This is a genomic window from Diaminobutyricimonas aerilata (assembly GCF_002797715.1).
GTDB lineage: Bacteria > Actinomycetota > Actinomycetes > Actinomycetales > Microbacteriaceae > Diaminobutyricimonas > Diaminobutyricimonas aerilata.
In genome coordinates this window covers 521,441-533,572 of record NZ_PGFF01000001.1, presented here as the reverse complement: position 1 = coordinate 533,572, position 12,132 = coordinate 521,441, and the positions used below count along the sequence as shown (strand labels likewise).

10 protein-coding genes are annotated in these 12,132 nt (G+C 67.8%); 3 read left to right on the top strand and 7 right to left on the bottom strand.

The features are described 5' to 3' along the window. Nucleotides 1-254 precede the first annotated feature (254 nt). Both CLV46_RS02715 and CLV46_RS02710 read left to right on the top strand, forming a co-directional pair. Nucleotides 255-1,232 (top strand): carbohydrate ABC transporter permease, encoded by a 978-nt coding sequence (locus CLV46_RS02715; RefSeq protein WP_100363367.1) that lies wholly within the window; start codon nucleotides 255-257, stop codon nucleotides 1,230-1,232. Further along, nucleotides 1,229-2,185 carry a carbohydrate ABC transporter permease gene (locus CLV46_RS02710; RefSeq protein ID WP_245866450.1) on the top strand — a complete coding sequence of 319 codons (957 nt, stop codon included), beginning with the start codon at nucleotides 1,229-1,231 and terminating at the stop codon, nucleotides 2,183-2,185. Before CLV46_RS02715 ends, CLV46_RS02710 begins: the two co-directional genes overlap by 4 nt. A gap of 845 nt (nucleotides 2,186-3,030) precedes the next feature. Here the strand turns inward: CLV46_RS02710 and CLV46_RS02705 are convergent. Next, complete coding sequence (locus CLV46_RS02705; protein WP_100363366.1) at nucleotides 3,031-4,410, bottom strand: ABC transporter substrate-binding protein; 1,380 nt, start codon at nucleotides 4,408-4,410, stop codon at nucleotides 3,031-3,033. Nucleotides 4,411-4,687: 277 nt separating this feature from the next. On the opposite strand from CLV46_RS02705, the gene CLV46_RS02700 reads away from it, so the two are divergent. Then, a complete protein-coding gene (locus CLV46_RS02700; protein ID WP_100363365.1) occupies nucleotides 4,688-7,183 on the top strand; it encodes a glycoside hydrolase family 38 N-terminal domain-containing protein in 2,496 nt (831 codons plus the stop codon). 62 nt (nucleotides 7,184-7,245) lie between these two features. Here CLV46_RS02700 and CLV46_RS02695 read toward each other — a convergent pair whose 3' ends face one another. The 6 genes from CLV46_RS02695 to rplJ form a co-directional block, all read right to left on the bottom strand. Then, entirely contained in the window at nucleotides 7,246-8,241 is a 996-nt protein-coding gene (locus CLV46_RS02695; protein ID WP_100363364.1) for a carbohydrate ABC transporter permease, read from the bottom strand. Further along, a complete protein-coding gene (locus CLV46_RS02690) occupies nucleotides 8,238-9,209 on the bottom strand; it encodes a carbohydrate ABC transporter permease (protein WP_100363363.1) in 972 nt (323 codons plus the stop codon). Before CLV46_RS02690 ends, CLV46_RS02695 begins: the two co-directional genes overlap by 4 nt. Nucleotides 9,210-9,302: 93 nt before the next feature. Then, on the bottom strand, nucleotides 9,303-10,634 hold the full coding sequence (locus CLV46_RS02685; protein ID WP_100363362.1) for an ABC transporter substrate-binding protein: 1,332 nt from the start codon (nucleotides 10,632-10,634) through the stop codon (nucleotides 9,303-9,305). Between the two features lie 173 nt (nucleotides 10,635-10,807). After that, the gene (locus tag CLV46_RS17045; RefSeq protein ID WP_281253542.1) at nucleotides 10,808-10,936 is read right to left on the bottom strand and encodes a hypothetical protein; all 129 of its coding nucleotides are present in this window, start codon (nucleotides 10,934-10,936) and stop codon (nucleotides 10,808-10,810) included. 189 nt (nucleotides 10,937-11,125) lie between these two features. Beyond that, nucleotides 11,126-11,518 carry a 50S ribosomal protein L7/L12 gene (gene rplL / locus CLV46_RS02680; RefSeq protein WP_100363361.1) on the bottom strand — a complete coding sequence of 131 codons (393 nt, stop codon included), beginning with the start codon at nucleotides 11,516-11,518 and terminating at the stop codon, nucleotides 11,126-11,128. Nucleotides 11,519-11,563: 45 nt separating this feature from the next. After that, on the bottom strand, nucleotides 11,564-12,079 hold the full coding sequence (gene rplJ, locus CLV46_RS02675) for a 50S ribosomal protein L10 (protein WP_100363360.1): 516 nt from the start codon (nucleotides 12,077-12,079) through the stop codon (nucleotides 11,564-11,566). Nucleotides 12,080-12,132: the final 53 nt, after the last annotated feature.

Sequence of the window (12,132 nt, the reverse complement as noted above, 5' to 3'; positions counted from 1 at the left end):
GACCGGAGGCGCCGCAACTGGGTTCCGTTGCGGCGCCTCCGCACGTCTGCGGAACCCGCTTCCGCCAACCCGTCCCGTCCGTCGGCGCCGACCGTGTTGCGCCTCCGCTCCCGGCGACCTATAGTCGCCACAAGTGTGTGGCAACGATGCCACATCGAAGCGCAAGGGTCATCGACGCCTCTTGAAAGGGGAATCATGAACACATCTCCCTCCCGCGTCGGCCCCGGCGCGGCTCGCGTCGAGGCGGTGCGCTGATGGCCGTCGCCACCACGTCCGACTCCGGCACGCGTCGGGGAGGCAAGCCCGCCGCGACGAAGCGCCGCAAGGTCGAGTCGTTCAACAAACGCGAGGCCCTCGCCGGCTACCTCTTCATCGCCCCGTGGGTGATCGGCTTCCTGCTCTTCACGCTCGGCGCGATGGTCTACAGCCTCGTCATCTCGTTCAGCCACTACGACCTCGCGACGAACACGGCGACTCCCGCGGGTCTGTCGAACTACCAGCTGCTCATCGACGAGCCGAAGGTCATGCTGTCGCTCGGCAACACGCTGTATTACGCCGTGCTCGCCGTGCCGCTCGAGATCATCGTCGCGCTCGCCCTCGCGCTGCTGCTCAACCGCGTCAAGCGCGGCTCCGGCTTCTTCCGCACGGTGTTCTACCTGCCGAAGATGACGCCGTCGGTCGCGACCGCCGCCGTCTTCCTCCTGCTGCTGAACGGCAACCGCGGAGCGATCAACGACTTCCTCGGGTTCTTCGGCATCGACGGGCCGCAGTGGCTCGTCGACCCGGCGTGGATCAAGCCCTCGATCGTGATCATGGCCCTGTGGACCGTGAGCGGCACGATGATCATCTTCCTCGCGGCGCTCAAGAACGTGCCCCGTGACCTCTACGAGGTCTCGTCGATCGACGGAGCCGGCCCCATCCGCCAGTTCTTCAACATCACCCTGCCGATGATCTCGAGCGCGATGTTCTTCAACATCATCGTGCTTACCATCGCCGCCCTGCAGGTGTTCGACCAGGCCTATCTGCTCTTCCATCGAGATGCAGTGAACGCGGCGCCGGAGGCGTCGCTGTTCTACGGCATCTACCTCTTCCAGCAGGCGTTCCGCAGCTTCAACTTCGGCTTCGCGTCGGCGATGGCCTGGCTGCTGTTCGTCATCATCATGCTCATCAGCCTCATCCAGGTGAAGCTGAGCAACCGTTTCGTGTACTACGAGGGAGGGGACCGCAAGTGACCACGACGAGCGCGACCACCGACACGAGCGGCACCCCCGGCCCGCGCGTCGCCGCCGTCGGCGTCGACGCGATCGGCCCCGGACCCCGCAAGCGCCGCCGCAACTACCGCCCCACGAACATCATCGGCCAGGTCGTGCTGTGGGTGCTCCTGCTCGGCATGACCGGGCTGTTCCTGTATCCGTTCGTCTGGCTGATCGCGGCGAGCCTCAAGCCGCGCGGGCAGGTGTTCGACAACAAGCTCATACCCGAGACGTTCCGTCCGGAGAACTACGCGGAGGTGTGGGACCGGCTGCCGCTGCTCTCCTGGGCCGGCAACAGCATCCTCATCGCCGTGCTCGCCGCCGGACTCGTCACCATCTCGAGCTCGGTCGTGGCGTTCGGGTTCGCGTACTTCCGGTTTCCGGGCCGCAACTTCCTGTTCGGCATCGTGCTCGCGACCATGATGCTGCCGGGTGCCGTGACCCTCGTGCCGCAGTACCTCATCTGGAACGAGCTCGGCTTCGTCGGCACCAACGTGCCGCTGTGGGGCGCCAACCTGTTCGGGTCGGCGTTCTACATCTTCTTGCAGCGGCAGTTCTTCCTCGGGCTGCCACGGGAGATCTTCGAGGCCGCGCGCGTCGACGGGGTGGGCTACTTCGGCCTGTTCTGGCGGATGGCGTTGCCGCTCGCGATCCCGTCGTTCATCATCGTGTTCATCTTCGAGTTCCAGGCGAGCTGGAACAACCTGCAGGGCCCGCTGATCTACCTGAACTTCGGTTCGGTGGAGCAGTTCACGGTGCCGCTCGGCATCTCGTTCGCGATGACGCAGTTCAGCCCGACCGCGGGCGGACAGGGCGACTACCAACTCGTCATGGTTGCGGCCCTGCTCGTGACGCTGCCGATGCTGATCATCTTCGCCTTCGCACAGCGGTACTTCATCGAGGGTCTCGCGACCCAGGGCCGCAAGGGCTGACCCCCGCCGCATCCGCCCATCCGGAACGGCCGGTCCTCGCGGGGGCCGGCCGTTCTCGTGTGCGGCGGCGGTTCTCGTGTGCGGCGGGGTCGCTGCGCGCGGCGGCGCGCGGCAGCGCGGCAGCGCGGCAGCGCGGCAGCGGCCGGGTAACGCGGTGCGGGGCGGCATGGCCGCTGCGCGGCGGCGCGCGCCAGCGGCCGGGTAGGGCGGTGCGGAGGCGGCGGGCGTGCCAGACCCGTCCACGCGGATCGAGCCGGTTGCGCTACACGTTGCGTGTTGCGCGCGAGATACGTCTGACGCGCGTGCGGTGAACTGTAGCGCAACCGCGGATGGCGCAGCGCAGCCGCGGAGGCAGCAGCTCAACGGCGACGGCAACCGCGGATGGCGCAGCGCAGCCGCGGAGGCAGCAGCTCAACGGCGACGGCAACCGCAACGGCACCGGTGAGTTACGCCGTTGCGCTACACCTTCGTTGTTGCGCGGCAGATACTTCTGGCGCACGTCGGTGAAGCTGTAGCGCGAACGGCAAACCTCCGGAGGAGACGCTCCTCAAGGCGCAACGGCGGATCCATCCGCCGGCATCCCTGACCGCTCGTGCGACCGCGAGAGCGGATGCACGACCGTTCACCACGCGTGTCGCACTCGCCGCCCGGCGCGTCGCGCAGGTGTTCCGCTGTCGCTGTCGCTCAGCCGCACACGCTCTCGCCGCGCATCCGCGGTCACCCCGCGCCGCCGCTGTCGGCGCCCGCCCACGGGGCCACCGCCCACCCGCCTCCGACCAGACCCCCAGACAACGACGAAGCGGGCGGGCCGCTGTCGCGACCCGCCCGCCTCTTCGTGCTACGGATTACTCCGAGTTCTCGCCCGTCGTGGTCTCCCACGCGCGGAGCGCGGCGGCCTGGCCGTCGGCCATGGCCTCCTCGGGGCTCTTCTCGCCGAGCAGCGCCGCCGTGATGGCGTTCTGCAGCTCGGTCTGGATCTCCTGACCCGCGGCCGAGATGCCGAACGACTTACCTTCGCTCGCAACCTCGTAGTAGGTGTTGATCGCCTCGTCGAATCCGGGGATGCCGGTCGAACCGACGAACTCCTCGCGGATCATCTGGTCGGCCTCGGGCGAGCCGGTGAAGAGACCGGTGTTGAGGCGGCCCTCCTCCTTCTCGATGTTCGCGGCGCGAGCCTCGCCGGCGGCCATCCAGCCGTCGGTCGACGTGAGGTTGAGCGCCCAGGCGCACGCGGCGGCCGGGTTCTTCGCACCCTTCGGGATCACGAATGCGGTGCCGCTCGCGACGGTGAACGGGTTGCCATCCTTGTCGCGGAACGGGACGGCCGAGATCTCGACGTTCGGCGCCGTCGTGGCGACGACGTTCACGTACCACTGCTCGATGAGCTCGGCGGCGACCTGGTCGGCGACGAACTGGTTGTTGTCACCGAACATGTCGAACGAGTCGATGAAGCTCTTGATCTTGGCGTACCCGCCCTGGGCGTCCATCATCTGCTTCATGAACTCGACGGCGTCGATGTTGGCGGGGTCGTCGAGGGTCGGCTTGCCGTCCTCGTCCATGATCTGACCGCCGTTGCCGAGCAGCCAGATTCCGGCCTGACCGGGCACGCGCGGGTCGAATCCGAGGGTGGTCGGGTTTCCGCCGCTCTCCTTGTAGAGCGTCTGGATGGCGGCGAGCAGGCCCTCACGGTTCGACGTGTCGAACGCGTCGGGGCTCACACCGGCCGCGTTGAGCACGCGCATGTTCAGCATGATCGCCGGCGGCTGGTAGAACTGCGGCACCGCATAGACCTTGCCGTCGTAGGTGACGTCGTCGATCACCTGCGGGTAGTAGGCCTCGTCGGGGTCGACGTCGTTCTCGGAGTAGCACTCGTCGAGCGACATGAGCAGGCCCTTGGCGGCGTAGGTGCCGACGAAGTTGCGGTCCATCTGCACCGCGTCGGGCAGTCCGTTGCTGGCGGCGAGGGCGGTGAACTTCTGCGCGTCGAAGCTGCCGTTGTCCTGCTCGATGTCCACGCCCTCGAGCTGCTCCGCGGCGTAGTCCAGTCGCGACGTTCCGACGTCGTCCGCGTTGTTGAATCCCCAGATCTTGAGGGTGCCGGTGGGCTCCGAACCGAAGTCGGCGTTCTGGGCGGTGTTGTTGCCGCTGCCGCCACCGCACGCGGTGAGCGCCGTGATGGACGCCGCGACGGTGAGGGCGAGCATCACGTGCTGCCTCTTCTTCATTGAATATCCCTTTCGGAAAGTGGTGGACCCGGCGTCATCGCCTGGCCCGGAGACGGTTCCGGGTGCGCATGTGGGAACCATCCCACATCGCACGGTAACTCAGACCCGACGGGGGCACAAGGGGCCGGAACCCCGGATCGACGGGCCCGACGCCAAATCGTTACCGCGATATTGCGCTCGCTGTCGCTCCCTCACTAGGCTCGATCTGGCAACGATCCCACAATCGGCCGCTTCCGCTTCCCGGGGCCGATTCCCAGCCAGAACCAGGACGACTTCGATGCAGCAGATCCTGCTCCTCGGCCACACCCATCACGACGTCGGCTACACCAACAGCCCACGGATCATCGACCGGATGCACGTGCGCATCGTCGACCACGTGCTCGACCTCGTCGACGCGCATCCGGGAGACGGTCCGGATGCGTTCCGCTGGACGTTCGAGGTCGCCCGACCCGTGCTCGAGTTCCTGCGCACCGCGAGCGACGCCGATCGGGAGCGGCTGCGACGCGGCGTCGCGTCCGGCCGCCTCGCGGTCACCGGCGGCTACCTCAACATGACCCAGCTGCTCTCCGAGTACGAGTTCGACACCTCTTACGACGCCCTCGCCGCCCTCGCGGATGCGGGCGTCCCGGTGCGCACGGAGCAGCACGGCGACGTGAACGGCACCGCGTGGGGCAGCGTGCCCGCGATGCGCCGCGTCGGCATCGACCGCCTCGTCATGGCGCTCAACCCCGACCACGGACGCGCACCGTTCGAGCAGCCGACCGGATTCTGGTGGGAGGGGCCGGACGGCGACCGCGTGTTCACCTGGCTCTCGACCCACTACGGGTTCGGCGAGGAGTGGGGCATCGTCGACGCCGACGTCGAGGAGGCCGAACGCCGCATCCTCGCCTTCGTCGAACAGCTCGACGCCCGAGCGGACTACCCCTACGACACCGCGCTCGTGCACGCGGGCAACGACAATCGCTGGCCCACGGCGCTCTTCCTCGAGGTCGTGCGGCACTGGAACGCGCGGCACCCCGAGCTGCCGATGCGCACCACCACCATCGACGAGGCGCTCGACGTGCTCGAGGCGCAGGCGGTACGCGCCGACGTGCCCGTCGTGCGCGGCGAGTGGTCGGACTGGTGGTCGCACGGACACGGCTCGACCGCGCGCGAAGTCGCGGTGTACCGGGAGGCGCGCTCGCTCGCGTTGACCGCGCAGGCGACGCTCGCGCTGAGCGAGCTCCGCGGCGACGGCCGGCCCGAACTCGCGACCGTGCTCGGCTACCGGCGGGGACCGGTGCGGCTGCGCACCCGCGACGAGATCGCCCGCGACACCGCCGAGGTGGATGAGCAGCTCCTGTTGTTCGCGGAGCACACGTGGGGTTCATGGGAGACGTACTCGAAGCCGCACTCGACCTTCAGCCACTCCCACTGGAACGGGAAGGCCGCGATGGCGTACACCGCCTACGACGTCGCGCGCGACCTCGCGGTGGAGGGCCTCTTCCGCGTCGCGGCGGCGGGCGATCCGGATGCCGAGCACCGGTCGGGCGTGCTCGTCGCGAATCCGACGGGGCGCAACCGCGTCGAACCGGTGACCGTCGAGGTGAAGGTCGGCGAGAAGGGGGTGCGGATGGCGACGGCGCTCGTCGCGGTCCCCGCGTTCGGCACGGCGCTCGTCCCCGTGCCCGCCGAGCCGCGTCTCGTGGGCGAGTCCACGACCATCGAGGCGGGTGCGTACCGGGTGACCGTCGACCCGCGGCGCGGAGGCGTCGTCTCGCTGATCGACACCCGCACCGGACGGGAGCTGCTCGACCCGCGCTCCACGCACGGGCTCGGAGCGGTGCTCGTCGACCGCGTGCCCGCCGACAGCACGCACCCGATGGTCGTGCGCGATCCGAAGGACTTCCACCCCGACCATCCTGGTCCCGACTTCGAACGGTCGATCGGTGCCGGCGATGCGTCCCCGGTGGTGCGCGAGTCGGCGGACTTCGTGTCGATCGAGTGGACCACGGCGGCGCCGACCGTTCCGACGGCGACGACGACCCTGCGGCTCTACCGCGACGGCGACCTCATCGACCTCGACGTGCGGCTCACCAAGCCCGAGGTGTTCGGGCCGGAGAGCATCTTCGTCGCCTTCCCGTTCGCCTCGGACGACCCGGAGTTCCTGCTCGAGACCGCCGGCGCGGTCTACGCCGCGGACACCGAGCAGCTGCCGGACACGAGCAAGGACTGGTACTCGATCCAGCACGCCGTCGGGGTGCGCGGAGGCGGCGCGGATGTGCTGTGGGGCGCGATCGACGCGCCGCTCGTGCAGGTCGGCGGCATCCACACCGGCCGATGGGCGCGCAAGCTCGAGGCGGGCGACGGATCGGTCAACAGCTGGCTGATGAACAACCTGCACTTCACGAACTTCCAGGCACGCCAGGAGGGCACCGGCGTCTACCGCTACCGCTTCGCCTCGCGTCCCGGCGGCGTCACGCACGAGAGCGTGCGGGCGTTCGGCCGCGACCTGCTGCAGCCGCTCCAGGCCCGGGAGTACGCCGGACCGGTGGCCGCGGTTGCCCCGACGCTGCGGGTCTCCCCCGCCGACCGGATCGCGGTGGAGCTGCGGCAGGTGCCCGACGGCGTGCGCGCGCGGCTGCGCAACCTGGGCGCGGATGCGCTCGAGGCGACGCTCGAATGGACGGGCGACGGCGTGCACGTGCCCGGCTCCCCCGTGCCGCTCGCCCCGCACGGCGTCGCCGACGTGCTGCTGCGCCGCGACGCGGCGCCGAGCTCGCCGGTCGAGTAGGCGCCGGAGACGGTGAGGGGCCGGGCCGACGATGTCGACCCGGCCCCGTGCATCCGTCGGGATCAGCCCTTCGTGGAGCCCGCCAGCAGGCCGCGCACGAAGTAGCGCTGCAGGCTGAAGAACACGATGAGCGGGATGATGAGCGACACGAACGCCGCTGCCGTGAGCCGCTGCCATTCCTGACCGCGGCTTCCCGTGAGCTCGGCGAGACGCTGGGTGAGCGGCGCCGCGTCTTGCGTGCCTCCCGAGAAGATCAGCGCCACGAGCAGGTCGTTCCAGACCCAAAGGAACTGGAAGATCGCGAACGACGCGATCGCCGGGATGGCGAGCGGCAGCACGATACGGGTGAAGATCTGCGTGTGGCTCGCGCCGTCCACGCGCGCCGCCTCGATTACCTCACCCGGGATCTCCGAGATGAAGTTGTGCAGCAGGAAGATCGCCAGCGGTAGCGCGAAGATCGTGTGGGCGATCCAGATCGGCAGGAAGTTCTGCGTCGGGATGAACGGCATCACGTCGTGCAGCCACACCTGCAGCGGGCGCAGCACGGTGCTGAACATCTGCAGCAGCGGGATGAGCGCCATCTGCAACGGCACGATCTGCAGCGCGAACACGAGGATGAACAAGGCGTTCGCACCCTTGAACTTGATCCAAGCGAAGGCGTAGGCCGCCATGCAGGCGATCACGAGCGGGAACAGCGTCGCGGGGATGGCGATCGACAGCGAGTTCACGAAGTAGGCGCCGAGCTGCGGCGACGACTGCGACGTCGACAGCAGCACCTCCTGGTAGTTCTCGAGCGTGAAGCTCGGGTTCGCGAACCAGCTCCACCAGCCCGAGGACTGGATGTCGTCCGCCGGCCGGAAGGAGGAGATGAACAGCCCGAAGGTCGGCATCGTCCACAGCACCGCGATGATGAGCGCCGCGATGGTCGCGCCGCGCGAGGTCATCCGGCGCTTGACGCGCGCGGTCTTCGTGTTGCCCTCCTCGGCGACCTCGATGGCGCCCTTGGCGTCGCGGCTGCCCGGGATCGGGAGGTCGACGGGGGAAACGCTGCTGCTCATCGGACTTCCCTCTGCTGGCGGAGGACTCGGACGTTGTAGATGACGATCGGCAGCACGAGCAGGAACAGGATGACCGCGAGAGCGGATCCGCGACCGGGTTCGTTGGCGCGGAACGCCTGCGTGTACATCTCGTTCGCGACGACGCTCGTGTCGAAGTTGCCCGCCGTCATGGTGCGCACGATGTCGAACACCTTGAGGGTCGCGATGGAGATCGTGGTGACCACGACGACGAGCGATCCGCGGATGCCCGGGACCGTCACATTGAAGAAGCGCTGCCACGCGTTCGTGCCGTCGAGCTGGGCCGCCTCGAGCTGTTCGGTCGGGATGCCCTTGATGGCGGCGGAGAGCACCACCATCGCGAATCCGGTCTGGATCCAGACCATCACGACGATCAGCAGGAACGTGTTGAGCGGGGCGGACTGCAGCCACTGCACCGGCTCGCCGCCGAATGCGACGACGATCGCGTTGAGCAGGCCGATCTGGTCGCGGCCCTGCGACTTGAAGTCGTACACGAAACGCCAGATGATGCCGGCGCCGACGAACGAGATCGCCATCGGCATGAAGACGAGTGCCTTGAAGAAGCGCTCGCCGCGGCTCTTGTCGATGAAGACGGCGTAGGCGAGGCCGATCGCCGTCGAGAGCAACGGCACGAGGATCACCCAGATCACCGTGTTGATGAGGGTGCGCACGGCATCCGGTTGGGTGAAGGCCCAGATGAAGTTGTCGAAGCCCGTCCACGCGCCGGTGCGGCTGAAGAAGGCGAGCGTGGTGGTGCGGATGGCGGGGTAGATCAGCCCGATGGTGAGCAGGATCAGGGCCGGCGAGACGAACGCGACGAGCTGGATGTAATCCCGCCCGCGTTTCGGAGCTCTATCGACCAGGAAGAGCAGGAGGCCGATGACCGCGACGAAGATCGCGACCCCTCCGACCACCTGCAGGATCTTGCCGAGCAGGTCAGCAGTAGTCATGTCTCTCGGTGCCCTTCGTTCGACGTTGAAAGAGGACGGACCTAAGGGTGGAGGCGGAGCGCCAGCCCCGCCTCCACCTTAGTGCCGCCTATCTCAGGAGGCGGGCCAGCTGTTCTCGATCGCGTCGACCGTGGCCTTCGTGTCATCGCCGCTCAGCCAGCCGACGATGCCCTTCCAGAACGAGTTCGATCCGACCGCGCCGGGCATGAGGTCCGAGCCGTCGTAACGGAACGTCGTCGCCTCGTCCTGCAGGATCTCGATCGTCTGCTCGAGCAGCGGGCTCGACGCGGTGGACGGGTCGACCGCGTTGTTCGCGCTGACCGTGCCGCCCTCGGCGACGCGCAGCTGCGCGAAGACGTCGCTCGACATGTGCTGCTGCACGGCGTCGATGGCGTCGTTCATGCGGAACGCCACGACGGTCTCGCCACCACCGGTCACCTGCAGGTCACCGCCGGCCTCGACCGGGGGCATGATGAACGCGAACACGTCGCCGTCGGGGCCGACCTCGACGCCGTCGCCCCAGTTGACCTCGTAGAACGAGGCCTGGTGGTGCAGCGAGCACTGACCGTCGAGGATGGCCAGGCCACCCTCCTGGAACGGGGTCGAGATGAGCGACTCGGTGTCGATGTACTCGGGGTTCTTCAGGAACTCACCGGCGGCGTCGAAGGCCTCGACGATGCGCGGGTCGTTGAAGGGGATCTGGTGGGTGACCCACTGGTCGTAGACCTCGGGTCCGTGCAGGCGAAGCACGTAGTCCTCGATCCAGTCGGTGCCCGGCCACCCGGTGGCCTCGCCCGACTCCATGCCGGCGCACCAGGGGAGGTGGCCGCTGTCCGCCGCGATCGTCTCGGTCAGCGTCGACAGCTCGTCGAGGGTGGTCGGGATCTCCCAGCCGTTCTCCTCGAACTCGCTCGGCGAGTACCAGATGTAGCCCTTGACGCTCGCGAGCATCGGGGCGCCGTAGAAGACGTCGTCGATGGTGCTGTACTGCTTCCAGTCCGGCGACCAGAACTCGTCGACGTTGGCCTCGACCTCGGCCGACGCCGGCTCGAGGTAGCCGTTCTCGGCGAGGAGCGCCACGAGACCCGGCTGCGGCACGATTCCGATGTCGGGCGCGTTGCCACCCTCGGCCAGCTGCGCGATCGTCGCCTCGAAGTCACGCGTGCCCTGGTACTTGATGTCGATACCCGTGCAGGTCGCGAAGTCCGACCACGAGTTGATGAGGCGGTCCGCCTCCTCCTCGACGATCGTTCCCGAGATGGTGACCTCTTCGCCGTCGAAGGTGCCGTAGTCCTCGTAGGGACCGCAGTCGACATCCGCCGCGTCTTCGGCGGCGATGTCACCGGTACAACCGGCGAGGGCGATTCCGACGATGCCTGCTGCGGCTATCGGAACGAGCAGGCGGCGGTGCAGGGTGAAACTCATGTGTTCCTCCTCATCGAGTAATGCGGAAGCACACGGGTTCGCAAGCGCTTCCAGTTTCTCAACGTATTGGAGCGCCGAGTCGCGGGACAACTCGTGAACGCGCTCCCAGAAGATCGTTATGGCGTCGCAACGACCGAACGCCCCGCCGCTCGAGGCGACGGGGCGTCCACGGGTCACCGCATCCAGATCATCTGATCGGGGATGCGGTTCGTATCCGGCGGATGCTGCTCTGCTTCCCATGGGAAGGGCAACGACTGCGCGGCGAAGGCGCCGCGCACGTTCTGCAGGAACCTGCGTAACATGATTGGGTTTCATTTCTCGTGGCGTGCCCGCACACGTGGAACGTCCCCCTCCGGCTCCCGTCTCCGGGAACGCGAAAGGGCACCGCCCCGATCGGGGGCGGTGCCCTCCGAACGCGGGATCATTCAGGAATGAGACCCGCGTTCGATGCGATTGCACGCCGCAAGTGGTGAACCCCTTCCGGGGCCCGACTACTTGAGGGTGACGGTGGCGCCGGCTCCTTCGAGCTGGGCCTTCGCCTTCTCAGCGGTCTCCTTGTTCGCGCCCTCGAGCACGGTGGCGGGAGCGCCATCGACGAGAGCCTTCGCCTCACCGAGGCCGAGGCTGGTGAGGGCGCGCACCTCCTTGATGACCTGGATCTTCTTGTCGCCGGCGCCCTCGAGGACGACGTCGAACGAGTCCTTCTCCTCGACCTCTTCGGCAGCGCCACCGGCGCCACCGGCGGCCGGCGCGGCAGCGACGGCGACGGGGGCGGCGGCGGTGACCTCGAAGGTCTCCTCGAACTTCTTCACGAACTCGCTGAGCTCGATGAGCGAGAGCTCCTTGAAGGCGTCGAGCAGTTCGTCAGTGGTGAGCTTGGCCATGATGGTCTCCTTTGTCTGTGGGGTTGTCTGTCACCGCGGAGCTGGTCAGCTCGCGGACTCTTGCTTCTCGCGCAGCGCGTCGACCGTGCGAACGGCCTTCGAGAGCGGCGCGTTGAACAGGTAGGCGGCGCCGAACAGCGAAGCCTTGAAGGCACCGGCCAGCTTGGCCAGCAGCACCTCACGGCTCTCGAGATCGGCGAGCTTGTTCACCTCGTCCGCGGTCAGCGGCTTCCCGTCGAAGAAGCCACCCTTCACCACGAGCAGAGGATTCGCCTTGGCGAAGTCACGCAGGGCCTTCGCGACGGCGACGGTGTCGCCGTGCACGAACGCGATCGCGGAGGGACCGGCGAGCTCGTCGTCGAACGAGCTGATGCCGGCGTTGTTCGCCGCGATCTTGGTGAGCGTGTTCTTCACCACGGCGTACGTCGCGTTCTCACTGATGTTGGTGCGCAGCTGCTTGAGCTGAGCCACCGTGAGACCGCGGTACTCGGTGAGCAGAGCCGCGTTCGAGCTGGAGAACTTCTCCGTGAGCTCGGCGACGGATGCGTCCTTGTTCGCCATGGCACTCCTTGGGGTCTGAAGCCGGCAGCCCCTGGTGCACATGAAAAAAGCTC

Excerpts from the sequence above, each read along its gene's own strand:
- CLV46_RS02715 (WP_100363367.1), top strand. The coding sequence starts at position 255 with ATGGCCGTCGCCACCACGTCCGACTCCGGCACGCGTCGGGGAGGCAAG.
- CLV46_RS02705 (WP_100363366.1), bottom strand. The coding sequence starts at position 4,410 with ATGAAGAAGAGGCAGCACGTGATGCTCGCCCTCACCGTCGCGGCGTCC.
- CLV46_RS02700 (WP_100363365.1), top strand. The coding sequence starts at position 4,688 with ATGCAGCAGATCCTGCTCCTCGGCCACACCCATCACGACGTCGGCTAC.
- CLV46_RS02695 (WP_100363364.1), bottom strand. The coding sequence starts at position 8,241 with ATGAGCAGCAGCGTTTCCCCCGTCGACCTCCCGATCCCGGGCAGCCGC.
- CLV46_RS02690 (WP_100363363.1), bottom strand. The coding sequence starts at position 9,209 with ATGACTACTGCTGACCTGCTCGGCAAGATCCTGCAGGTGGTCGGAGGG.
- CLV46_RS02685 (WP_100363362.1), bottom strand. The coding sequence starts at position 10,634 with ATGAGTTTCACCCTGCACCGCCGCCTGCTCGTTCCGATAGCCGCAGCA.
- CLV46_RS17045 (WP_281253542.1), bottom strand. The coding sequence starts at position 10,936 with ATGTTACGCAGGTTCCTGCAGAACGTGCGCGGCGCCTTCGCCGCGCAG.
- rplL (WP_100363361.1), bottom strand. The coding sequence starts at position 11,518 with ATGGCCAAGCTCACCACTGACGAACTGCTCGACGCCTTCAAGGAGCTC.
- rplJ (WP_100363360.1), bottom strand. The coding sequence starts at position 12,079 with ATGGCGAACAAGGACGCATCCGTCGCCGAGCTCACGGAGAAGTTCTCC.